The 21,296-nt window shown below is 72.5% G+C and carries 23 protein-coding genes; 13 read left to right on the top strand and 10 right to left on the bottom strand.

What is annotated here, in order from left to right; translation table 11 throughout:
- The first annotated feature begins 180 nt into the window (after positions 1 to 180).
- The 4 genes from rpsA to ACIGA3_RS01010 all read left to right on the top strand — a co-directional run bounded on the left by rpsA (position 181) and on the right by ACIGA3_RS01010 (position 3,956).
- Entirely contained in the window at positions 181 to 1,686 is a 1,506-nt protein-coding gene (gene rpsA / locus ACIGA3_RS01025) for a 30S ribosomal protein S1 (RefSeq protein ID WP_399708904.1), read from the top strand.
- A gap of 250 nt (positions 1,687 to 1,936) precedes the next feature.
- The gene (locus ACIGA3_RS01020; protein WP_399708901.1) at positions 1,937 to 2,875 is read left to right on the top strand and encodes a PAC2 family protein; all 939 of its coding nucleotides are present in this window, start codon (positions 1,937 to 1,939) and stop codon (positions 2,873 to 2,875) included.
- A 32-nt stretch (positions 2,876 to 2,907) separates the two neighbouring features.
- Positions 2,908 to 3,525: a dephospho-CoA kinase gene (gene coaE, locus ACIGA3_RS01015; protein ID WP_399708898.1), complete on the top strand. Its 618-nt coding sequence runs from the start codon at positions 2,908 to 2,910 to the stop codon at positions 3,523 to 3,525.
- A 50-nt stretch (positions 3,526 to 3,575) separates the two neighbouring features.
- A complete protein-coding gene (locus ACIGA3_RS01010; protein ID WP_399708895.1) occupies positions 3,576 to 3,956 on the top strand; it encodes a tetratricopeptide repeat protein in 381 nt (126 codons plus the stop codon).
- Between the two features lie 15 nt (positions 3,957 to 3,971).
- On the opposite strand, the gene ACIGA3_RS01005 is transcribed toward ACIGA3_RS01010, so the two are convergent.
- A complete protein-coding gene (locus ACIGA3_RS01005; protein WP_399708892.1) occupies positions 3,972 to 4,298 on the bottom strand; it encodes a DUF6343 family protein in 327 nt (108 codons plus the stop codon).
- A 129-nt stretch (positions 4,299 to 4,427) separates the two neighbouring features.
- Here ACIGA3_RS01005 and ACIGA3_RS01000 point away from each other — a divergent pair, with 129 nt between their 5' ends.
- Complete coding sequence (locus ACIGA3_RS01000; protein WP_399708889.1) at positions 4,428 to 5,111, top strand: class I SAM-dependent methyltransferase; 684 nt, start codon at positions 4,428 to 4,430, stop codon at positions 5,109 to 5,111.
- Positions 5,112 to 5,165: 54 nt separating this feature from the next.
- Here ACIGA3_RS01000 and ACIGA3_RS00995 read toward each other — a convergent pair whose 3' ends face one another.
- Positions 5,166 to 5,717, bottom strand: a complete 552-nt coding sequence (locus tag ACIGA3_RS00995) for an RNA-binding S4 domain-containing protein (RefSeq protein WP_399708886.1) — start codon at positions 5,715 to 5,717, stop codon at positions 5,166 to 5,168.
- Between the two features lie 133 nt (positions 5,718 to 5,850).
- On the opposite strand from ACIGA3_RS00995, the gene ACIGA3_RS00990 reads away from it, so the two are divergent.
- Positions 5,851 to 7,371 carry a YfcC family protein gene (locus ACIGA3_RS00990; protein WP_399708883.1) on the top strand — a complete coding sequence of 507 codons (1,521 nt, stop codon included), beginning with the start codon at positions 5,851 to 5,853 and terminating at the stop codon, positions 7,369 to 7,371.
- 34 nt (positions 7,372 to 7,405) lie between these two features.
- Complete coding sequence (locus ACIGA3_RS00985) at positions 7,406 to 8,101, top strand: uracil-DNA glycosylase (protein WP_399708880.1); 696 nt, start codon at positions 7,406 to 7,408, stop codon at positions 8,099 to 8,101.
- On the opposite strand, the gene ACIGA3_RS00980 is transcribed toward ACIGA3_RS00985, so the two are convergent.
- The gene (locus ACIGA3_RS00980; protein WP_399708877.1) at positions 8,098 to 8,550 is read right to left on the bottom strand and encodes a GNAT family N-acetyltransferase; all 453 of its coding nucleotides are present in this window, start codon (positions 8,548 to 8,550) and stop codon (positions 8,098 to 8,100) included. The genes ACIGA3_RS00985 and ACIGA3_RS00980 overlap by 4 nt on opposite strands.
- On the bottom strand, positions 8,547 to 8,957 hold the full coding sequence (locus tag ACIGA3_RS00975) for a RidA family protein (RefSeq protein ID WP_399708874.1): 411 nt from the start codon (positions 8,955 to 8,957) through the stop codon (positions 8,547 to 8,549). Before ACIGA3_RS00975 ends, ACIGA3_RS00980 begins: the two co-directional genes overlap by 4 nt.
- A gap of 254 nt (positions 8,958 to 9,211) precedes the next feature.
- Here ACIGA3_RS00975 and ACIGA3_RS00970 point away from each other — a divergent pair, with 254 nt between their 5' ends.
- The 3 genes from ACIGA3_RS00970 (at position 9,212) to ACIGA3_RS00960 (ending at position 12,212) form a co-directional block, all read left to right on the top strand.
- Positions 9,212 to 11,062 carry an FUSC family protein gene (locus tag ACIGA3_RS00970; RefSeq protein ID WP_399708871.1) on the top strand — a complete coding sequence of 617 codons (1,851 nt, stop codon included), beginning with the start codon at positions 9,212 to 9,214 and terminating at the stop codon, positions 11,060 to 11,062.
- A 90-nt stretch (positions 11,063 to 11,152) separates the two neighbouring features.
- On the top strand, positions 11,153 to 11,797 hold the full coding sequence (locus ACIGA3_RS00965) for a DUF899 domain-containing protein (RefSeq protein WP_399708868.1): 645 nt from the start codon (positions 11,153 to 11,155) through the stop codon (positions 11,795 to 11,797).
- A gap of 238 nt (positions 11,798 to 12,035) precedes the next feature.
- A complete protein-coding gene (locus tag ACIGA3_RS00960; RefSeq protein WP_399708865.1) occupies positions 12,036 to 12,212 on the top strand; it encodes a hypothetical protein in 177 nt (58 codons plus the stop codon).
- Positions 12,213 to 12,215: 3 nt separating this feature from the next.
- Here the strand turns inward: ACIGA3_RS00960 and ACIGA3_RS00955 are convergent, their stop codons facing one another.
- The 3 genes from ACIGA3_RS00955 to ACIGA3_RS00945 form a co-directional block, all read right to left on the bottom strand.
- A complete protein-coding gene (locus ACIGA3_RS00955) occupies positions 12,216 to 14,078 on the bottom strand; it encodes an ABC transporter ATP-binding protein (RefSeq protein WP_399710744.1) in 1,863 nt (620 codons plus the stop codon).
- A 233-nt stretch (positions 14,079 to 14,311) separates the two neighbouring features.
- The gene (locus tag ACIGA3_RS00950) at positions 14,312 to 14,734 is read right to left on the bottom strand and encodes a hypothetical protein (protein WP_399708862.1); all 423 of its coding nucleotides are present in this window, start codon (positions 14,732 to 14,734) and stop codon (positions 14,312 to 14,314) included.
- Positions 14,731 to 15,432 carry an ATP-binding protein gene (locus tag ACIGA3_RS00945; protein WP_399708859.1) on the bottom strand — a complete coding sequence of 234 codons (702 nt, stop codon included), beginning with the start codon at positions 15,430 to 15,432 and terminating at the stop codon, positions 14,731 to 14,733. The genes ACIGA3_RS00950 and ACIGA3_RS00945 overlap by 4 nt, the downstream gene beginning before the upstream one ends.
- Positions 15,433 to 15,672: 240 nt before the next feature.
- Between ACIGA3_RS00945 and ACIGA3_RS00940 the strand changes: the two genes are divergently transcribed.
- Positions 15,673 to 16,533: a helix-turn-helix transcriptional regulator gene (locus ACIGA3_RS00940; RefSeq protein ID WP_399708856.1), complete on the top strand. Its 861-nt coding sequence runs from the start codon at positions 15,673 to 15,675 to the stop codon at positions 16,531 to 16,533.
- Positions 16,533 to 16,787: a DUF397 domain-containing protein gene (locus ACIGA3_RS00935; protein ID WP_388992113.1), complete on the top strand. Its 255-nt coding sequence runs from the start codon at positions 16,533 to 16,535 to the stop codon at positions 16,785 to 16,787. Before ACIGA3_RS00940 ends, ACIGA3_RS00935 begins: the two co-directional genes overlap by 1 nt.
- A gap of 101 nt (positions 16,788 to 16,888) precedes the next feature.
- Here ACIGA3_RS00935 and ACIGA3_RS00930 read toward each other — a convergent pair whose 3' ends face one another.
- Complete coding sequence (locus tag ACIGA3_RS00930) at positions 16,889 to 18,376, bottom strand: glutamate synthase subunit beta (RefSeq protein WP_399708853.1); 1,488 nt, start codon at positions 18,374 to 18,376, stop codon at positions 16,889 to 16,891.
- 240 nt (positions 18,377 to 18,616) lie between these two features.
- The gene (locus ACIGA3_RS00925; RefSeq protein WP_399708850.1) at positions 18,617 to 19,219 is read right to left on the bottom strand and encodes a DUF2293 domain-containing protein; all 603 of its coding nucleotides are present in this window, start codon (positions 19,217 to 19,219) and stop codon (positions 18,617 to 18,619) included.
- 269 nt (positions 19,220 to 19,488) lie between these two features.
- Here ACIGA3_RS00925 and ACIGA3_RS00920 point away from each other — a divergent pair, with 269 nt between their 5' ends.
- Positions 19,489 to 20,121, top strand: a complete 633-nt coding sequence (locus tag ACIGA3_RS00920) for a uridine kinase (protein ID WP_399708847.1) — start codon at positions 19,489 to 19,491, stop codon at positions 20,119 to 20,121.
- 37 nt (positions 20,122 to 20,158) lie between these two features.
- Here the strand turns inward: ACIGA3_RS00920 and ACIGA3_RS00915 are convergent, their stop codons facing one another.
- Positions 20,159 to 21,286 carry a magnesium and cobalt transport protein CorA gene (locus ACIGA3_RS00915; protein ID WP_399708844.1) on the bottom strand — a complete coding sequence of 376 codons (1,128 nt, stop codon included), beginning with the start codon at positions 21,284 to 21,286 and terminating at the stop codon, positions 20,159 to 20,161.
- Positions 21,287 to 21,296 lie beyond the last annotated feature (10 nt).

The raw sequence follows: 21,296 nt of genomic DNA, 5'->3' as shown, positions 1-21,296 counted from the left end.
GCACCTCAGACGTAGCAGGTCGCGCTCGCATCTGTATGTATCCCTCGGTTTTCGAGGCGCCACCGGGCACCCGGTGTTCAAGTGGCGCTTCCTTGGCTGTCCGGCTTCTGCAGAGCGAAACGGGCTCCCGGCGTAAGCAGTACCTACGACTTCAATGTCCGCACCGGAGCCCTTTCCCACATGACGAGCAGCACCGAGACCACCGCCACCACCCCGCAGGTTGCGGTCAACGACATCGGCGACGCGGACGCGTTCCTCGCGGCGATCGACGAGACGATCAAGTACTTCAACGACGGCGACATCGTTGACGGTGTCATCGTCAAGGTTGACCGGGACGAGGTTCTCCTCGACATCGGTTACAAGACCGAAGGCGTCATCCCGAGCCGCGAGCTCTCGATCAAGCACGACGTCGACCCGAACGAGGTCGTCAAGGTCGGCGACGAGATCGAGGCCCTGGTTCTCCAGAAGGAGGACAAGGAAGGCCGCCTGATCCTCTCGAAGAAGCGCGCTCAGTACGAGCGTGCCTGGGGCACCATCGAGAAGATCAAGGAAGAAGACGGCATCGTCACCGGTACCGTCATCGAGGTCGTCAAGGGTGGTCTCATCCTCGACATCGGCCTCCGTGGCTTCCTCCCGGCGTCGCTCGTCGAGATGCGTCGTGTCCGCGACCTCCAGCCCTACGTGGGCAAGGAGCTCGAGGCCAAGATCATCGAGCTGGACAAGAACCGCAACAACGTGGTCCTGTCCCGCCGTGCCTGGCTCGAGCAGACCCAGTCCGAGGTCCGCCAGACGTTCCTCACCACCCTGCAGAAGGGTCAGGTCCGCTCCGGCGTCGTTTCCTCGATCGTCAACTTCGGTGCCTTCGTGGACCTGGGTGGCGTCGACGGTCTCGTGCACGTCTCCGAGCTGTCCTGGAAGCACATCGACCACCCGTCCGAGGTTGTCGAGGTCGGCCAGGAAGTCACCGTCGAGGTCCTCGACGTGGACATGGACCGCGAGCGCGTCTCCCTGTCGCTGAAGGCGACCCAGGAGGACCCGTGGCAGCAGTTCGCCCGTACGCACCAGATCGGTCAGGTCGTCCCGGGTAAGGTCACCAAGCTCGTTCCGTTCGGTGCGTTCGTCCGCGTGGACGAGGGCATCGAGGGTCTGGTCCACATCTCCGAGCTGGCCGAGCGCCACGTGGAGATCCCGGAGCAGGTCGTCCAGGTCAACGACGAGATCTTCGTCAAGGTCATCGACATCGACCTCGAGCGTCGCCGCATCAGCCTCTCGCTGAAGCAGGCCAACGAGGCGTTCGGCGCCGACCCGGCCTCGGTCGAGTTCGACCCGACCCTGTACGGCATGGCCGCGTCCTACGACGACCAGGGCAACTACATCTACCCCGAGGGCTTCGACCCCGAGACCAACGACTGGCTCGAGGGCTACGAGACCCAGCGCGAGGCGTGGGAGGGCCAGTACGCCGAGGCGCAGCAGCGCTTCGAGCAGCACCAGGCCCAGGTCATCAAGTCCCGCGAGGCGGACGAGAAGGCCGCTGCCGAGGGTGTCGACACCGCGGGTGCGGCTCCGGCCGCGTCCGGTGGTGGCGGCGGTTCGTACTCCTCCGAGGGTGCGGACACCTCCGGTGCCCTTGCTTCGGACGAGGCGCTTGCCGCGCTGCGCGAGAAGCTGGCGGGCGGCCAGAGCTGAACTCCCCCAGAGGGGGCACCCCCAACCGCTGAGGTTTAGCCGGTAGTAAGGCTGAGGGACTCGTACCTTTCGGGGTGCGGGTCCCTCAGGCGTTTTTCGGGTGCGTTGTCGGGTGCCGGCCCGTGGGGGCTGAGCGCGCAGTTCCCCGCGCCCCTTCAGGGAGTTGGTGCCGGCCCTGTTTTGATGATCTTGGGAATGCCCTGCGGTCCTCTGGTGTTGGGAGATTTGGACACTAGGAGGGGCGGTCATCGTGGTTGATCCGCAGGGTTTGTTCGCTTGGGAGCCGAAGGGGCTGGCCGTGGTCGACATGGCGTTGGCCCAGGAGTCGGCCGGGCTGGTCATGCTCTACCACTTCGACGGATACATCGACGCGGGGGAGACGGGCGACCAGATCGTCGAGCGCGTCCTCGACACGCTGCCGCACCAGGTCGTGGCCCGCTTCGACCACGACCGGCTGGTCGACTACCGGGCCCGCCGCCCGCTCCTCACCTTCCAGCGGGACAGCTGGACCGCCTACGAGGTGCCGGCCATCGAGGTCCGCCTCGTCCAGGACGCCACCGGCGCCCCCTTCCTGGTGCTGTCCGGACCCGAACCGGACGTGGAGTGGGAGCGGTTCGCGCTCGCCGTGCGGCAGATCGTCGAGCGGCTCGGTGTCCGCCTGTCCGTCAACTTCCACGGCATTCCCATGGGCGTGCCGCACACCCGCCCCGTGGGCCTCACCCCGCACGGCAACCGCGTCGACCTGGTCCCCGGCCACCGCAGCCCCTTCGAGGAGGCCCAGGTGCCGGGCAGTGCCGCCGCACTGCTGGAGTACCGGCTCACCGAGGCCGGGCACGACGTCCTCGGTGTCGCCGCGCACGTCCCGCACTACCTCGCCCGGTCCGCCTACCCGGACGCGGCACTGACCGTGCTGGAGGCGATCACCGCCGCCACCGGCCTCGTGCTGCCCGGCGTCGCCCACGGCCTGCGCACCGAGGCCCACCGCACGCAGACGGAGATCGACCGGCAGATCCGTGAGGGCGACGAGGAACTGACCTCGCTCATCCAGGGCCTTGAGCACCAGTACGACGCGGCGGCCGGAGCGGAGACCCGGGGCAACATGCTCGCCGAGCCGGTCGAGATCCCCTCCGCCGACGAGATCGGCCGCGAGTTCGAGCGGTTCCTCGCGGAGCGGGAGGGCGAGGCGTAGGTCTCCTGGCGGGAGGGTCTAGGCTGCCCGGCATGTTGAAAGTGGGGCTGACCGGCGGTATCGGGGCCGGCAAGAGTGAGGTGTCACGGCTGCTCGTGGAGCACGGCGCCGTGCTGGTCGACGCGGACCGGATCGCGCGGGAGGTCGTGGCGCCCGGAACGCCGGGGCTGGCGGCCGTGGTGGAGGCGTTCGGGCCGGAGATCCTGACCGGGGACGGCTCGCTGGACCGGCCCCGGCTCGGCTCCATCGTCTTCGCCGACCCCGAGAAGCTGGCCGTCCTCAACTCGATCGTGCATCCCCTGGTGGGCGACCGGTCCCGCGAGCTGGAGAGCGCCGCGAGCGCCGACGCCGTAGTCCTCCACGACGTACCGCTCCTCACCGAGAACGGGCTGGCGCCGCTGTACGACCTCGTCGTCGTCGTGGACGCGAGCCCCGAGACGCAGCTCGACCGGCTGGTCCGGCTGCGCGGGATGACGGACGACGACGCCCGCGCCCGCATGGCCGCCCAGGCGAGCCGCGGGCAGCGCCGCGAGATCGCCGACATCGTGATCGACAACGACGTGCCGCTGGACGCGCTGGAGAAGCGGGTCGCGGAGGTCTGGGCCGAGCTGACGCGGCTCGCGGCCGCACGGAGCGGTGGCGCGGAATAGCCGCTCCGTTCCGAGGCGTTGGAAGGGTCCAGTGAGGGAAGGACTTCGCCGTGCCCGAGATCAATGGTTCCGCCGGACGTACTCCGGAGACGGATGTCATCGACTTCCGCGCCGCCGAGCAGCTGCTCGACGCGCGGGACCCCGGGGGCGCGGTGAAGCTGCTCGACGAAGTGATCGCCGCCCACCCCGAGAACACCGCCGCCCGGCTGCTGCGGGCCCGCGCGTTCTTCGCCGCCGCGCAACTGCGGCCCGCCGAACTCGAGTTCACCGTGGTGCTGGAGCGCGAGCCGGACAACGCCTTCGCCCACTTCGCGCTGGGCCGCACCTATGAGCGCCAGGGCAGGCCCGGTCAGGCCAGACGCCACTTCCGGCTGGCCGCCGCGCTCGACCCCAACCCGGACTATCTGCGGGCGGCCCGCTTCGACTCCTGAGCCCCTTTTAAGGGCTCACGGGTGGTGGTGTCGGGGCGCCGGCAGGCGGGGCAGCCCGCGCCGCCGCCTCGGCCGGGCCGGCAGCTCGTCGTGCACGGGTTCGTACGGGGGTACGTCGCGGCCCGGCTGGTAGTGCGGGCCCTGCCGCAGATGCCGGAGGACCAGGACCAGGTCGGTGGTGACCACCAGCCACAGCACGGCGCAGGCGGTCGCCCAGCCGGGCCGTCCGACGAGGGCGAAGGCCACGGTGCCGAAGACTGTCCAGGCGAACCCCCACACGCTCAGCCACAACCGCGCTCGCAGCGCACTGCGCGCGGTCGCCGGTTCACTGCCGGTACGCATTCGATCACCACTCCTCACTGCAACGTACTCCGGTTCCCGAGACGGTGTGAATTGACTCGAACGAGTGGATCGCGGCGGGACGGGAACGGCTGAGCGAAGATCGTCCGTTGTTCCGGCATGACAGTCGAGATGCGTGAAGGACATCAGGGCACGGGACCCGGAGCGATCACCCCGGACGGTTGTGCGGTCGAGCTGTACACCCGCTTCCCACCGGGCGACGAACCGGATGTCATCGCCGCGGCGGTGCCCGCCGGGGCGCACATCCTGGAGCTGGGCAGCGGCGCGGGCCGGATCACCCACGCACTGCTGGAGCGCGGCTTCAGGGTGACGGCGGTGGACGAGTCCGCCGAGATGCTGGAGCGGGTGCGCGGGGCGGAGCGCACCATACGCACGCCGATCGAGGAACTGGACCTGGGTGAGCGGTTCGACGTGGTCCTGCTCGGCTCGTTCCTGGTTCACACCGCCGACCCGCGGCTGCGTCACGCCCTGCTCGACGCCTGCGCCCGGCATGTGGCCCCGGACGGCCGCGTGCTCATCCAGCGGGAGGGGGCGGACTACCACGAGAGCGTTCCGCGGGAACGCGTCGACCCCCGGGGCTTCACCGTCCGGATCGCCTCGGTGGAGCCGGTGGGCGACGGGGTGAACTCGGTCCGGGCCGAGTACACGTTCCCCGACGCCCGCTGGACCCAGACCTTCCGGAGCCGGCCCCTGACGAAGGAACAGTTCGAGGTGGCGCTCAGGGAGGTGGGGCTGAGAGTGGACGCCGAGCTGACCGACGACGGGATGTGGGTGCGGGCGGTGCCGGAGGGCTGAGGGGAGAGAGCGGGAAGGTGCTGGCCTGTGTCCGGGTGACCGGACACAGGTGGCTCAGCGGCCCGGCCGACGCCTGCCGGTGTCAGGGGCGTCGGGAGTGCCGGGGGCGTCAGGGGCGCCCAGGCCCCGCAGACGTTCCAGTTCGCGGCGGTCCCGCTTGGTGGGGCGGCCGGTGCCCCGGTCGCGGATTCCGACGGGGGCCACCGCCTGGCGGGGCGGGGGAGGAGGCGAATTGTCGATGTAGCACTGCGCGGCCACCGGGGCGCCGACCCGTTTGCGGATCAGCCGCTTGACGATCACGACACGCTCCCGGCCCTCGTGTCGCAGCCGCACCTCGTCGCCGACCCGCACGGAGTACGCGGGCTTCACCCGCTCACCGTTCACATGGACATGGCCGCCCCGGCACGCGGTGGCACCCAGCGAACGCGTCTTGACCAGACGCACGGCCCAGACCCAGCTGTCGATCCGCACCGTCTCCCCGGCGCCGAGCCCGGCGGCCTCGGCGGCGGCCACCGCGGCGGCGGTGTCGGGGTCGGGCGCCGGTCCCTGCGGGGCGCCGGAGCCGCGGGTGTCGTCGCTGTCCGCGTCCTGTGAAGCGAGTGCCATGCTGCCGACCTTAACGCTCGGCCGCACCCGGCCGGGACGCGTTCTCGCACCACTCCCACGCCCCACCCCGGATGCGGCCGGACCCCCCGCGCCGGAGGCTGTTGCCGAGGTCGGCCGGGAGCGAGGAGGGGACATGACGACGGAGGTCGAGGCCGAGGAGCCGCCCCGGCACCGGCGGACGTTCACCTTCCCCAGCGCGCTGACCGTGCTCGCCGTCGTGACGATCGCCATCTGGCTGCTCGCCTTCCTCATCCCGCCGGGGCAGTACGACCGGGACGCGTCCGGCGCCCCCGTGCAGGGGACGTACCACCGTGTCTCCTCGGGGGAGTCCTTCGTCGACCGGCTGAACGACCTCTTCCTCTCGCCGGTCAACGGGCTGTACGGCCTCCGCGACCCGAAGACCGGTCTGGTGGGGCCCCTTCTGGCGGGGGAGTTGTACGGCGCGGCGGGGGTGTTCCTGTTCGTGCTGGCCATCGGCGCGTTCATCACCGTCGTGTTCGCCACCGGCGCGCTGGACCGGGGCATCGCCCGGCTCGCCCACCGGCTGCGGGAGCGCGGGGCGCTGCTGATCGCCGGGATCATGGTGGTCTTCTCGGTGCTCGGCACCGTGGAGGGCTTCGCCGAGGAGACCCTCGGCTTCTACGGTCTGATCGTGCCGCTGATGCTCGCCCTCGGCTACGACCGGATGGTGGCCGTCGGCGCGATCATCCTCGGCGCGGGCGTCGGGGTGATGTGCTCGACGGTGAACCCGTTCGCCACCGGGGTGGCCTCCTCGGCGGCCGACATCTCCCTCGGCGACGGCATCGCGCTGCGCTTCGTGATGTGGGTGGTGCTCACGGCCGTGACGGTCGCCTACGTCATCCGGTACGCCCGGCGGGTACGACGCGACCCGGCGCGCTCCCTCACCGGGTTCCTGCCCGGCGACCGCGAGCACGCCACCGAGGCACCGGACGCGGAACCGGAGCTGACCGGGCTGCACCGGGCGGTGCTGGCCACGATGGTCCTGGTCTTCGCGTTCATGATCTTCTCGGTGGTGCCCTGGGCGTCCGCGCTCACCGGGAACGCGGACGCCACCCCGTACGGCTTCGAGCTGGACTGGTCCTTCCCCGAGCTCGCCGCGCTCTTCATCTGCGCGGCCGTACTGGTCGGGGTGGTGGCGCGGATGGGGGAGCAGCGGCTCAGCTCCACGATCGTGCGGGGCGCGGCCGACTTCATCTCGCCCGCGCTGGTCATCGTGCTGGCCCGAGGCGTCACCGTGATCATGAACAACTCGAAGATCACCGACACCGTGCTGCACTCCATCGAGGGCGTGGTGAAGGGCACCTCGTCCGGTGTCTTCGCGGTCATCGTGTTCGTGGTGAACCTGCCGCTGGCCTTTCTGATCCCCTCCACCTCGGGTCACGCCACGCTCGCCATGCCGATCCTCGCCCCGCTCGCCGACTTCGCCGGGGTGTCCCGCGCGGTCGCCGTCACCGCCTGGCAGGCGTCCAGCGGCTGGATGAACCTCTGGGTGCCGACCACCGCCGTCGTCATGGGCGGTGTGGCTCTCGCCAAGGTGGGCTACGACAAGTATCTGCGCTTCGTGTGGCCGCTGCTGGCCGTGCTGGCGGTGCTGATCTGCGGGTTCGTCGCGCTGGGCGCGGCGTTCACCTGACCGGGCCCAGCCCGGCCGGTCTACCGTGAACGGCATGGACGACAGCGCCCTCGCCCGGCTGGACCGGCGCCTGACCGAGTGCCGGGCCTGCCCGCGCCTGGTGGAGTGGCGCGAGGAGGTGGCCCGTACCAAGCGGGCCGCGTTCGCCGACTGGACGTACTGGGGGCGCCCGGTGCCAGGCTTCGGCCCCGCCGACGCCCGCCTGGCGATCATCGGGCTGGCCCCCGCCGCGCACGGCGGCAACCGCACGGGCCGCATGTTCACCGGCGACCGCTCCGGAGACGTGCTCTACCAGGCCCTCTACGACCTGGGCCTCGCCTCCCAGCCGACCTCGGCCGGCATCGACGACGGGCTGGAACTGTATGGAGTCCGGGTCACCGCCCCCGTGCACTGCGCGCCGCCCGCCAACAAGCCCACGCCCGGCGAGCGCGACACCTGCCGGCCCTGGCTGGTGCAGGAGCTCAAGCTGCTGCGGCCGACACTGCGGGCCGTCGTCGTGCTCGGCGCCTTCGGCTGGCAGGCCGCCCTGCCCGCGCTCACCGAGGCGGGCTGGACCGTCCCCCGGCCCCGCCCCGCCTTCGCCCACGGCACCCACGTCCCCCTCGAAGGCGGCCTCGACCTCTACGGCTGCTTCCACGTCAGCCAGCGCAACACCTTCACCGGCCGCCTCACCCCGGAGATGCTCCGCGAGACCCTGGGCACGGCGGCGCAGGCGGCGGGCCTGCGTTAGCGGGGCTGCCAGACGTACCGCACGTCCGGCTCCCGTTCCTCGTTGTCGCGGCCGTCGGTGCGCTCCACGGCCACGAAGCCGTGGCGCTCGTAGAAGCGGTGCGCGGACTCGTTCACCTGGAACGTCCACAGCGTCAGCCCACCCGGCACGCGCTCCTTGGCCAGCGCGACGAACCGGTCGCCGAGGCCGCGCCCGCGATGGGCGGGGTCCAGGTAGAGCTGGGACAGCAGGCCCCCGTCCAGCACCATCATGCCGACGACCGCGCCCTCTTCCGCCTCGGCCACCCACGTCTCGCGCAGCGGGATCACCACGTCCCGGATGTAGGCGCGTACCTCGTCGTCCGAGCGCGGGCGGACGACCGTGGGCAGGGCGGCGGCGAAGGAGCGCAGCCAGACATCGGCCGTGGCGGGGGCGTCCGCCGGGGCGGCCCGGCGCAGCAGTACCGTCACCGGCCCTCCTCCGGAATCGTGGCCGTGGCCGTGATCTCCACCAGCTGGCCGGTGTAGCCGAGGCAGGCGACGCCGAGCAGGGTGGAGGAGTGCGGGCCCTTGCTCAGGCCGGACGCCTCCACCACCTCCCACACGGACGAGAGCACCGAGGGCTGGTCGCTCACCACATACACCTCGGTCACCAGGACGTGCTCCAGATCGCTGCCCACCGCCCGCAGCTGCTCCCGCAGGTTGGCGATCACCTGCTCCGCCTGGCGCACCGGATCGCCCGGCCCGACCAGTTCGCCCCGCTCGTCCAGCGGGACCGCGCCCGCGAGGAACGCGAGCCGGGTGCCCGCCTCCACGACGGAGGCGTGGGAGTAGGTCGGCGGCGGGAAGAGACCGGGCACGGTGACACGGCGGATCATGGCGGCTCCCTGGAAGCGCTGACGGACATGGACGGACAACCGGCCCATCATTCGGCGCCCAGGCGCTGCCGCGCATCCCATTAACGCGCAGCGAGGAGATCCTGCTCACGCCGTCGTGGCCCTGACCCGGCAGCTTTCACCTCCCCGAAACCTCGGCGTCGTGTCCACCAGCGCGCCACGCTCTACCCTGGAGTGACCCCACCACTCGGCCACCGTCGTCCGAAGGCCCCCGCCCTCGTACGAACAGGAGCCCCGTGTCGCGCCCCGCCGTCCGGTCACTTCCGCCCTGGCTCGCCCACGCCTTCCGCGCCCAGCGCGGCCCAGTGCCCTGGAGCGCGGTGGTCCGGGGCACCCTCGCCGCCGGACCGCTGCTGCTCGCCGGGGTCTTCACCGGACTCACCGCCGAGGGCGTCCTCGCCGCGATCGGCGCCATGCTCGCCGGGATCAACGACCGCCCCGGCGGCCGCCGGGCCTCCGTCGGACGGCTCGGCGCCCCCGCCCTGGCCGGCGCCCTCGCCCTGCTCGCGGGCACCTACGGCGGACAGCACCTGTCCGCCGTACCGCTCACCCTCGCGCTGGCCGTGCTCGGCCTGGCCGCCGGCTCGATCAGCGTCATCGGCCCCGTCGCCTCCGCGGCAGGCACCCAGCTCCTCGTCACCGCCGCCGTCGGCGCCGGCACCCCCGCCGGACCGCCCGCCTGGCAGGGAGCCCTCGCCTTCCTCGCCGGAGCGCTCTGGCTGCTCCTGCTCCGCCTCGCGCTGCCCACCCCCGGCTCACTCGCGGGAGACTTCCGCTTCGACGGCGAACGCCAGGCGGTGGCCGACGTGTACGACGCCGTCGCCGCCCTGCTCGACGCGGCCGGCGGCGACACCGCGCCCGCCCGCCGGGCCGCGCTCACCGCCGCCCTCGACCACGCGCAGGACGCCCTCGCCGGACCCCGGCTGCGCCGCCACGCGGCCTCCGCCGCCGAACGGCGCCTGCACGCCCAGTACCGTGCCGCGCTCCCCCTGGCCGAGGCCGCCACCGCCCTCGCCTGGGCCGGCGAACCGCTCTCCGCACGGGCCTCGGCGGGCCCCCGGCGGCTCGCCGCCGCCGTCCGGGACAACGCCGCCGCAGGGCCCCTGCCCGCCCCCACCCGCGCCGCGCCCGCCCTGCGCGCCCTCGACGACGCCCTGCTGCGCGCCGCCGAGGCGTTCGACCGCGCCGGAAGCGCCCGCCACCTCACCCTCGGCCGGCGCGGCGGAGTACGCGGCGCGCTGCGGGCCGTGTTCGGCACGGCGGGCCGCGAATACGGGCTGCGCGTCGCCCTCTGCTTCGGCGCCGGAGCCGGCATCGCCCAGGCCCTGCACCACACCGGCTGGTACGGCAGCCACCCGCACTGGTACTGGCTGCCGCTCACCGCCGTCTTCCTCGTCAAGCCCGACCTCGGCCCGCTGGTCTCCCGTGTGCTGTGCCGGGCCGCCGGGACCGTGCTCGGCGCGCTGGTATTCGCCGCTCTGGCCGCGCTGCTGCCCAACCCGGCCGGACTGATCGTGCTGGTCACGGTGTGCGGCGCGCTGCTGCCCGTCTCCACCCGGCACTTCGCCGCGCTGACCGCCGTCGTCACCGTGCTCGTACTGGCCCTGATCATGGTCGGCGGGGAGCCGCAGGCATGCGTCGGCCGGATCGCCGAGACACTGGTGGCCTGCGCGCTCGTCCTGATCGTCGGCCACCTGCCGATGCCGGGCCGGCACGGCGCCGGGGTCCGGGCCCGGCTCTCCGCCGCCGGGGGCGCCGCGCACGCCTACCTCGTGCACGTCCTCGCCGAGACCGGCGACCACACCGAACGCTGGGCGCTGCGCCGCGAGGCGTACCGCACGCTAGCCGAGGCCCGTACCGCCATCGCCGTCTCCGCCGCCGAACTGCCCACCCTGGCCCGGCACACCCGGGGCACCGACCAGGTGGCCGCCGTACTGGAACGGCTCGTGGACACCACCACGGCCTGCGCCGTCCACCTGGACGACACCGGCCGCCTCACCCCCCGGCACACCGGCCAACTCCAGTCCGCGCTGCGGGAACTGGAGGCCGGGGGCCGGGACTGGAGCGGGCTCCGCACGGCCGCGTAGCCCACGCCGGAAAAAAGTCCGCCGTACGCCGATGAGTTGTGCCCCCGTCCACGGTCAGCACCCCGAACGGACCGTCGGACAGGAGGGCTCATGTCGCTTCCGGAGATCGTCACGCGCGAGCGGTGGCGGGCGGCGCGCGAGGAGTTACGGCGCAAGGAGGAGACCGTCGAGCGGGCGCGGGCCGCGCTCGGCGCCGAACGACGGCGGCTGCCCATGGTGGAGGTCGGCACCGAGTACGTCCTCGAGGGCGGCGACGGCAAGGCCACCCTCCTCGACCTCTTCGGGGACCGCGCCCAACTCGTCGTCCACCACTTCATGTTCGCGCCCGAGCAGGAAACGGGCTGCCCCTGCTGCGCGGCCTTCCTCGACCAGCTCGGCCACCTCGCCCACCTCCGGGCCCGCGACACCGCCTTCGCGGCCGTCTCGCTCGCGCCGTTCACCCGCCTGCTGCCCTTCAAGGCGCGGATGGGCTGGACCGTGCCCTGGTACTCCTCCTGCCACAGCGACTTCAACCGCGACTTCGAGGCCACCGTGGACCGCGACGGCGCCCCCGCCGAACGCCCCGGCTTGAGCTGCTTCCTGCGCGACGGCGACCGCGTCTTCCACACCTACTCGGTGTACGACGACGCCCTCGACGGCCTCGGCACCCTCTCCGGGCTGCTCGACCTCACCGCGCTCGGCCGACACCCGCACGGCAGCGACCGGCTCCGCCTGCACGACGAGTACGAGCACTGAACGACTAACACGAGCGACGAGTACGAGCACTGAGCGACGAGTACGACCACTGACCGGCCGGTGCCGTTCCGTGCCCGCCCGGGCACCGAACGCGCCCGCCGCTGTCCTTTGGTGAGCGGACGCTCACGTTCGGCTGTGACCCGGTGTCGGCTATGTCTCAGTCCCGTCACCGGGCGAGGCGATCACCCCCTCCAGCGCGTTGACTTCGTTGAGTACGACGCATGACTGGAGGTGCGAGATGGTGAACGGGCGGACCGTGCTCGAACGCTTTCCCGCAGGCGGCCCGCGCGGCTCATGGCCCGCGGAGGAGTTCGCGCACGCGCGACGGCAGGAAGGCGTACCCGCCGAGGTCGTGATGGACCTGGCGACCGACACCTTCCTGGTGATCCTGCGCGGCGCCGACGGCGTGGACTGAGACTCAGCCGCGCTTCTGCGCCGGGACGGCGGCCGTGAACTGCCCGGCCTGGAGCGCGTACAGCTCCGCGTAGACCCCGCCCCGCGCGAGCAGCTCGTCCGGGGTGCCGGACTCCACCACCCGGCCCCGCTCCAGCACATGCACCAGATCGGCGTGCCGGACCGAGGCGAGCCGGTGCGTGATCAGTACGACGGTCTGCCCGCCGGCCGCCAGCGCCCGGATCTTCTCGAACACCGCCAGCTCGGCCCGCGCGTCCAGCGCCGCCGTCGGCTCGTCCACGATCAGGATGTCGCCGCGCCGGTAGGCGGCCCGCGCGATCCCGAGCCGCTGCCACTGGCCCCCGGACAGCTCGTGGCCGCCGGTGAAATTACGGGCCAGCAGCGTGTCCAGACCGCGCGGCAGACCCGCGACCACCTCCTCGGCACCGGCCTCCGTGACCGCCGCCGCCAGCCGCTCCTCGGTCAGCGGCACGGAGGAACGGCCCACCGCCACGTTCACCCGCGCGGTGAACGGCCACCGTTTGAAGTCCTGCGCCACCATCGCCACCCGCTCGGCCAGCAGCCGCCGGTCCGCCCGCGCCGCGTCGACCCCGTCCCACAGCACCCGGCCCCGGTCCGGCGCGTACAGGCCCGCGAGCAGCTTGACCAGGGTCGTCTTGCCCGAACCGTTCTCGCCGACCAGCGCGATGATCCGGCCCATGGGCAGGCTGAGGCTCACCCCGTCCAGCGCGGGCCGGGCCGACTCGCCCGGATAGCCGAAGGTGACGTCCTCGAACCTGATCTCCTTCGGCTCCTCCGGCAACGCCTCACCGCCCACCGGGATCGCCCGCTCGGCCGCCTCCACGTACAGCCGTTGCAGATCCCCGACGAACAGCGCCTCCTCGTGCAGCTGGTTGATCTCCAGCACCAGGGTGTCCAGGCTCCCCGAACCGGTGCGGATGGCGATGACCGCCGTACCCGCCACCGACAGCGCCATCGCCCCCGCCAGCAGCAGCGCGCCCAGAGTGGCGTACGTGGCGAGCGTCGCCAGCCCCGTCCACGCGGCCGCCGCCAGACCCGTGCGGGCCGCCAGCCGGGACAGCCGGGCCTGCTCCGCCTCCGCCGTCTCCGACATCGCCCGGTAGTGCCGCAGCAGGAACGGGCCGACCCCGTGCACCCGGATCTCCGGCGCCGCCCCGGGCTCGGTCAGCAGACTGCCGATCAGCTGCCCGGCCCGCACGTGCTGCACCCAGGTGTGGAACGACTCGTAGCGCCGCCGCGCGTTGGTCAGGGCGCTCCAGGCGCTGGGCAGCGTCATGGTGACCAGCAGCGGCAGCAGCGCGGGATGCAGCACGGTCAGCACACCGGCCGCCGCGATCAGCGAGATCAGCGCGTTGATCACCCGCGCGCTGTACGAGATCATGTGGCGCGCCGACCGGGCGCCGTACTGCGCGGTGTCCAGCAGCTTGTGGAAGGCGTGGTCCTCGATCGCGGCCAGCTCCACATTTGCCGCCCGCTCCAGATACAGCTCGGTCGCCACCCGCTCCACCTTGGGCTCCAGGCGCCCGGTGGCGTACGTCGAGGCGGCCCGCAGCAGCGCCGCGACCAGCATCATCGCGGCCATCACCGCGAGGGCGGGTACGGCGGCGCGCAGCCGGCGTTCGATGTCCGGGCCGGTGAGCAGGCTGCCGAGCGCGCTGTTCACGGCCAGCAGGCTCACCGCCTGGGCCAGACCCCGGCCCACCTCGGCGGCGAGCACGGTACGGGCGGCCCGCGGGTCCGCCTGCCGGGCCAGCCGGAGACTGGACGCCAGCATGCCCGGCAGCCGCCGCACCATCGACCGGAAACTCAGCTCCAGGAACGCGTCGGCGTGCTCGTTCCACCCCATGTCGTACCGGAGGGGGCCGCCGAACAGCAGCCGCTCCGACTCCGAGACCTGGGGGCCGCCCGGCCCCTCCGATGCACCTGGCCCGTCCTGCTCCCGCCGCTGCCGCACCGCGAACCTCCCCCTCGCCGTGGCCGAACGGCCACTATCCCCGCGGGCGTCCGGAACGGGCAGAGCGCGAGCGGGGGTAACGGGGGCGTACGGGGGTGCGCGGCGGCCGGCCGACACGGATGCCGTCAGGCCGATATGGGCCGGGACCAGTCCGGGGTCGTGCCCGTGACCCGGCACAGGGCCAGGTACAGCGGGATCGGCGGGGTGTAGGGGATCGTGCCCGCCGGGCGGCGCAGCAGACGCGCGGTGCCGGGGACCGGGGCGCCGGCGGCGTACTCGGCGGGGGCGGGCCAGGGGAGGGCGTAGTCGGAGTCCGCCGGAACGATCCACCACCAGCGCCCGCCGTCGGCGTACACGCAGCCCACCCGAGGCAGCCGGGGGACGATCAGCGCCGCCAGGCGGTCGGGCATGGCGACGGCGTCGCAGCCGAGCGGGGCGGTCATGCCCTCCGGCACCGGCGGCCCCGGGGCCCGGTCGGGAGCGGCGCGGCCGCGTCCGAGGCGGACCAGGGTGTCCAGGCCGAGCGGCTGCCCGGCGGCGCCGATCACGGCCGCCTCCAGGTGTCGTTCCGCTCGGCGGCGCGGGCGTACTGCTCCGGCACCCGTGCGTGACGCGCGGTGTCGGCGCGTTCGTCCTCGCCGGGGGCGCGGGCCGGGTCGGGCTTGCCGCGCGTGCCCCAGCCGAGATCGTGGCGTGGCTCGGCGCCAGTGTGCGACGAGGTGTCGGTGTGTGACGGGGGGTCGGCCTGCCCGTCCGTCGCGGGGCTCCGCTCCAGCTCGGCCCAGACCAGCAGGCCGGGCCCGTGCTCCTGTGCACCCCAGGCCCGGCACAGCGCGGCGACGAGAAGCAATCCCCTCCCGTGCTCCTCGTCGGGCCGCTGCTGTGCCGGGTGGGGCTCGCCGGGTGCGCATCCCTCGTCGCGCACGGCGATGCGCACCAGGCCGTCGTGGTCGAGCAGTTCGCACACCACGCGACTGCTCGCGGTGTGCACGATCGCGTTGGTGACCAGCTCGGACATGACCAGGACCGCGCTGTCGCAGGTGTCCGCGCACACCGACCAGCCGGTCAGCCGGGCCCGTGCCAGGCGTCTGGCCTGGGCGGGAGAGCCCGGATGCGCGGCCAGCTCGAAGCGGAACCGGCGGCCGGCCCCGACCGGAGCCGCTGCCGGTGCCGTTGCGACGCCGAGACGGGAACGGTCTGCGGCGGAGTCTGTTCCTAAGGGCGCGGACGGAATCACGCTTGCCACTATCTCCCCGCCGTGAACACTTGGCAAGTGTCACTCTGAAAAATGCAGAGTGCTGTATGACGCGGTGAACGGCCATGGCACACTGCTCGCAACAGCACCTCGCGCGGCGCCAATTGGGACCGTCGTCGATCCGGACGGATCTTCGAATGAGTCTTCGAACGGCGCCGCAGGGCTGTCGGGGTTCCCTCGCCGGGAATTCCCGCCCAGGGAACCGGTATCTCTTCCGTCGGAGGTGGCAACGTGAGCGAACCGCGGTCCGCGCCGACCGTGGGCCAGGTGGTCCTCGGCCGCCGCCTGCTGGACCTGCGGGAACGCGCTGGGCTCAAGCGCGAGGAGGCCGCCCGCGTCCTTCGCGTCGCCCCCGCCACCGTGCGCCGGATGGAGATGGCCGAGGTCTCCCTCAAGATCCCGTACCTGCAACTGCTGCTGAAGTCCTACGGTGTTCCCGAGGACGAGGCCGAACTCTTCGTCCAACTGGCCGAGGAGGCCAACAGACCCGGTTGGTGGCAGCGGTTCCACGACATCCTGCCGGGCTGGTTCTCCATGTACGTCAGCCTGGAGGGCGCCGCCGCGCTCATCCGTTCCTACGAGCCGCACTTCGTCCCCGGCCTGCTCCAGACCGAGGAGTACGCGCGCGGGGTGCTCAGATCCGGCGCCATCGGCCAGACCAGCCCCGACGACATCGAACGCCACGTCGACCTGCGCATGCGCCGTCAGGAACTGCTCACCCGCCCCGACGCCCCCCGCTTCTGGGCGGTGATGGACGAGACCGCCCTGCGCCGCCCGGTCGGCGGGCCGGAGGTGATGCGCGCCCAGCTCGACCAACTCCTCGAAGCGACGACGCTGCCCGGTGTCACGCTCCAGGTGGCCCCGTTCGCCAACGGGCCGCATCCGGGCACGTACGGCCCCTTCGTACTGTTCCGGTTCGCCATGCCCGAACTCCCCGACATGGTCTACAGCGAGTACCTGACCGGCGCCGTCTACCTCGACGCGCGCTCCGAGGTGGCGACCCACCTGGAGGTCATGGACCGCATGGCGGCACAGGCCGCCACGGCACAACGCACGAAGGAGATCCTGCGGGATCTCCGCAAGGAGCTGTAATGGATCGCATCAATCCGCGCCGCCGCGTCTACAACGGCATGCCCGCGCGGGAGCTGGGCGCCGTGGGCTGGCACAAGCCCTGGAGCGGCGGCAACGGCGGCAACTGCCTGGAGGCCATGAAACTGGCCGACGGCCGCATCGCCCTGCGTCAGTCCACCGACCCGGACGGCCCCGCGCTGATATACACATCCGCCGAGATGACCGCCTTCATCGCGGGCGCGAAGGCGGGAGAGGCGGACTTCCTGCTGTCCTGAACCGCTGTCACTGTTTTTGACTCATGCGCACCACCCTTGCCGCACGCCTTACCTGACCATTCGTCACCCTCCCCTCCTCTCCTTTCCGGTCCGGCCGATGGCTACACCGCCATCGGCCGGTCGTACGGCGAGATCGGCGCCTGCAACCACGACTCGCCCATCAGATAGCGGTCCACGGCCGCCGCCACCGCCCGGCCCTCCGCGATCGCCCACACCACGAGCGACTGTCCGCGAGCGGCGTCCCCGGCGGCGAACACCCCCGGCACGTTCGTACCGAAGTCCCCGTCCCGCGCGATCGTGCCGCGCGGCTCCGTCACCAGCCCCAGCTGGTCGATGAGTCCGTCCGCGCGGTCCGGGCCGGAGAAACCGAGCGCCAGCAGCACCAGACCGGCGGGCAGCACCCGCTCGGTGCCCGCCACCGGCTGCCGCCGCTCGTCCACCTCCACCAGGTGCAGCTCCTTCACCCGCCCCCGCTCGTCCCCGGTGAACCGGAGCGTGGACGCCGCGAACAGCCGGGCGTCCGCGTCCGCCGCCGGAGCCGTCCGCAGCTCACCCGCCTCCTCGTGCGCGCCGGAGAGACGGTAGAGCTTCGGGTACGTCGGCCACGGCTCCGCCTCCTCGTCCCGCGCCTCGCCCGGCCGGGCGTAGATGTCCAGCTGGGTCACGGACGCGGCACCCTCGCGCACCGCCGTCCCCAGGCAGTCGGCCCCGGTGTCCCCGCCGCCCACGATCACCACGTGCCGCCCCGCCGCCGAGAAGGGATTGACCTCCAGGTCGCCCGCGCACACCCGGTTGGCCGGCGGCAGATACTCCATCGCCTGTTGGACCCCGGCCAACTCCCGTCCTGGTACGGCCAGTTCCCGCCACGCCGTGGCTCCCGTGGCGATCACCACCGCGTCGTACCGCGACCGCAGCTCCGGCGCCGGCACGTCCCGCCCCACCGCCGTCGACGTACGGAACCGCGTCCCCTCCGCCCGCATCTGCTCCAGCCGCCGGTCCAGACAGCGCTTCTCCATCTTGAACTCGGGGATGCCGTACCGCATCAGCCCCCCGATCCGGTCGTCCTTCTCGTACACCGCGACGGTGTGCCCCGCCCGCGTCAGCTGCTGCGCGGCGGCGAGCCCGGTCGGCCCCGACCCGATCACCGCGACCGTCTTCCCGGACAGCCGGTCCGGCGGCCGGGGCGGCACGAAGCCCTCCTCCCAGGCCCGCTCGGCGATCGCCCACTCGACGTTCTTGATCGTGACGGCGGGCTGGTTGATGGCCAGCACGCACCCCGCCTCGCACGGCGCCGGGCACAATCTGCCGGTGAACTCCGGGAAGTTGTTCGTCGCGTGCAGCCGCTCACTCGCCGCCCGCCAGTCCGACCGGGCCACCAGGTCGTTCCACTCGGGGATCAGGTTCCCCAGCGGGCAGGCTTCGTGGCAGAAGGGGACCCCGCAGTCCATGCACCGGTTCGCCTGCGCGCTGACGATGGGCAGCAACGCCCCCGGCACATAGACCTCGTCCCAGTCCCGGACCCGCTCCACCACGGGCCGCCGCGGCCACTCCTGGCGCGGCGTGCTCATGAACCCCTTGGGATCGGCCATGGGCGTCTTCCTCGCGGACGTGTACCGGGGTATGGGGGCGCCGGGGGTACCACGGGCCGGTGCGGCATCGGGTGGGGGTCACTCGGCGGTCGCCCGGCACGGGCGCGGCCCCGTCCCGGTGTTCTTCCGGCCACGATACGTCGCCACAGACCCCCGCGCAGGGCGGCGGACGGCACCTTTCCGCGCCGCGCGGGCCGCCGACCCGCGCCGGTGAACCTCCACCCCCTCGCTCCACTCCCGTCACTCCTCTCCCGGTACTCGGACCGACTCCGCCGCCTGCGGGGCCGGTCCCCGCCACTCCCGCAGCACCTCTTCCACGGCCCCGGCGATCCGGCCGCGTGCCTCGCGCCTGGGCACCCCGCTCATCAGCAGCTCGTCGTACGGCGTGTCCAGGTGCCGTACGGACGCCACCACCGCCGAGGTCACCGCCGCCTCCGACAGCGCCTGTCCCGCCGCGCTGCGCCCGACCCGCCCGCTGCCCCGAAGCCCCGCGTGCTCGGCGACCGCCCGTGCCCGGCCGGCCGGACAGCCGGGGAACAGCCGCCCGATCTCCGCCGCGAACTCCGCGACGAAGCGCTCGTCCGTCTCCCCCCTGCGTCGTGCGTCCCGTGCCCGCCGCCGCTGCCGGACCTCCGCGTCGGCCAGACACCGCTCCTCGGCCCGCGCCAGCGCGGCCTCCTCCACCAGCAGGCCCTGGCGCTCGTACCGGCCGCGACGCCGCGCGAACCGCACGACCACCGCCGACAGCGCGCTCTCCTCCCGCGCCCTGCGGGTCAGCGCGGCATCCCCGCGCGGCAGGAACACCAGGTGCCCCAGATCCGCGCAGTCGAGGCAACGTGGCACCCCGTCCTCCAGCACCAGCAACGCCAGCGGACCCTGCCGACACGCCGCGCAGTGCTTCCGCCGCTGTGGCTGGACCACGACCGGGCCGCCTCCGGCATCGGGCGGTGCGGGGGAGCGTGGGTCCACGGGACGGCGTGCGCTTGCGGGACGTGCCATACGCGGTTCATTCCCCGCCACCGGCCTGCCCTCCCGCAGGGCGCCGGGCCACTCCTCCTTTCCTTCCTCGCCTGCCTTTCCTGCCTCCTCCGGCTTCCCGGCATCATGGGCCTGTGCGACTCGAAGCGATCACCTGGGAGCGGCTGGCCGAACGGCTCGCCGACCGGATTCTCGAGCTGGAGCCCGCCGACGGCAGCCCCTGGCCGCGCGTGGGCCTCGACGGAGCGCCCGCCGCCCGGCCGGGAGACCTCGCAGCCCGGCTCGCCGAGGCACTCCGGGTACGCGGCCGGCCCTCACTGGTCGTCGGCGCCGAGGACTTCCTGCGCCCCGCCTCCCTCCGCCTGGAACACGGCCGGCGGGACGAGGAGTCGTACTACAGCGGCTGGATCGACACCGGCGCGCTGTGGCGTGAGGTCCTCGGGCCCCTGGACGCCGGAGGCGACGGGCGGGTGCTGCCCGACCTGTGGGACCCGGTCACCGACCGCGCCACCCGCAGCTCCTACGTCCAGCTCCCGCCCGGCGGGGTACTGCTGCTGCACGGCCCCCTTCTCCTACGGCACTGGTTCCCCTTCGACCTGGCCGTCCACATCCTCCTGTCACCCGGCGCCCTGCGCCGCCGCACACCCGAAACCGACCACTGGACGCTCCCCGCCTTCGCCCGCTACGAGACGGAGACCGACCCCGCCGCGACGGCAGACGTCCTGGTGCGCGCCGACGACCCACGGCACCCCGCCTGGAGCGGCTGACCCCACCGATCCGGGACCCGGAGGCCCGGCCGGCCTGTCAGAACCAGCCGTTGCGCCGGAAGCCCCGCCAGAGCACGGAACAGGCCAGCGCTGTGATCCCCATGATGAGCGGGTAGCCGTAGTGCCAGTGCGCCTCGGGCATGTACTCGAAGTTCATGCCGTAGACACCACAGACCATCGTCGGCACCGCGACGATCGCGGCCCAGGCCGTGATCTTCCGCATGTCCTCGTTCTGCGCGACCGTCACCTGCGCGAGATGTGCCTGGAGGATGGAGTTGAGCAGCTCGTCGAACGCGGCGATCTGGTCCTTGGCCCGTATCAGATGGTCCATCACATCCCGGAAGTACGCCTGTATCTCCGGGTCGACCACCTTCATCGGCCGGGTGGCCAGGTCCTCCACCGGGCGCACCAGCGGGACCGCGGCCCGTTTCAGTTCGAGCAGTTCGCGCTTCAGCTGGTAGATCCGCCCCGGATCGGCCCGCGCGCCCTCCTCCGAGAACACATCCGTCTCGACCTGCTCGACATCGCCCTGCACCGCGTCCGTGACGTTCAGATACTCGTCCACCACATGGTCCGCGACGGCGTGCAGCACCGCCGAAGGCCCCTTGGCCAGCTGACGCGGACGCGCCTCCAACTCCTCGCGCAGCGGGCCCAGCGAGCCATGGTGGCCGTGCCGCACGGTGATGACGAAGTCCTCGCCGAGGAACACCATGATCTCGCCGGTGTTCACCACCTCGCTCGTCGCAGTCAACTGCTCGTGCTCCACGTAGCAGACCGTCTTCAGCACCGCGAAGAGCGTGTCGCCGTACCGCTCCAGCTTCGGGCGCTGGTGGGCCTCCACCGCGTCCTCCACCGCCAGCGGATGCAGGTCGAACAGCTCGGCGACTCCGGCGAACTCCTCCGTCGTCGGCTCGTGCAGACCCAGCCAGACGAAGCCGTCACCGGTGTTGCGGACCGTCTTCACGGCGTCCACCACATCGGCGGAGCCCGGTACACGTATTCCGTCCTGATACATCACGCAGTTCACGACCGAGGAACCCAGCGGCGACCTGGCCGGGTGGCTCAGGTCCACACGCGGCCGGCGCCGGGCCAGACCGGCCACCTTGCGCAGGCCGCCGACCTTGCTCAGCTTCGTGACTTTCCGCAGATTCCCCGCCATCGACATCTGGATCTCC

Source organism: Streptomyces sp. NPDC085596 (genome assembly GCF_044541565.1).
Classification (GTDB): Bacteria; Actinomycetota; Actinomycetes; order Streptomycetales; family Streptomycetaceae; genus Streptomyces.
Note: the sequence above shows the minus strand (reverse complement) of the source record. Positions and strands in the feature narration are given on the sequence as shown.

Excerpts from the sequence above, each read along its gene's own strand:
- rpsA (WP_399708904.1), top strand. The coding sequence starts at position 181 with ATGACGAGCAGCACCGAGACCACCGCCACCACCCCGCAGGTTGCGGTC.
- coaE (WP_399708898.1), top strand. The coding sequence starts at position 2,908 with ATGTTGAAAGTGGGGCTGACCGGCGGTATCGGGGCCGGCAAGAGTGAG.
- ACIGA3_RS01005 (WP_399708892.1), bottom strand. The coding sequence starts at position 4,298 with ATGCGTACCGGCAGTGAACCGGCGACCGCGCGCAGTGCGCTGCGAGCG.
- ACIGA3_RS01000 (WP_399708889.1), top strand. The coding sequence starts at position 4,428 with ATGCGTGAAGGACATCAGGGCACGGGACCCGGAGCGATCACCCCGGAC.
- ACIGA3_RS00995 (WP_399708886.1), bottom strand. The coding sequence starts at position 5,717 with ATGGCACTCGCTTCACAGGACGCGGACAGCGACGACACCCGCGGCTCC.
- ACIGA3_RS00990 (WP_399708883.1), top strand. The coding sequence starts at position 5,851 with ATGACGACGGAGGTCGAGGCCGAGGAGCCGCCCCGGCACCGGCGGACG.
- ACIGA3_RS00985 (WP_399708880.1), top strand. The coding sequence starts at position 7,406 with ATGGACGACAGCGCCCTCGCCCGGCTGGACCGGCGCCTGACCGAGTGC.
- ACIGA3_RS00975 (WP_399708874.1), bottom strand. The coding sequence starts at position 8,957 with ATGATCCGCCGTGTCACCGTGCCCGGTCTCTTCCCGCCGCCGACCTAC.
- ACIGA3_RS00965 (WP_399708868.1), top strand. The coding sequence starts at position 11,153 with ATGTCGCTTCCGGAGATCGTCACGCGCGAGCGGTGGCGGGCGGCGCGC.
- ACIGA3_RS00960 (WP_399708865.1), top strand. The coding sequence starts at position 12,036 with ATGGTGAACGGGCGGACCGTGCTCGAACGCTTTCCCGCAGGCGGCCCG.
- ACIGA3_RS00955 (WP_399710744.1), bottom strand. The coding sequence starts at position 14,078 with ATGGGGTGGAACGAGCACGCCGACGCGTTCCTGGAGCTGAGTTTCCGG.
- ACIGA3_RS00935 (WP_388992113.1), top strand. The coding sequence starts at position 16,533 with ATGGATCGCATCAATCCGCGCCGCCGCGTCTACAACGGCATGCCCGCG.
- ACIGA3_RS00930 (WP_399708853.1), bottom strand. The coding sequence starts at position 18,376 with ATGGCCGATCCCAAGGGGTTCATGAGCACGCCGCGCCAGGAGTGGCCG.
- ACIGA3_RS00915 (WP_399708844.1), bottom strand. The coding sequence starts at position 21,286 with ATGTCGATGGCGGGGAATCTGCGGAAAGTCACGAAGCTGAGCAAGGTC.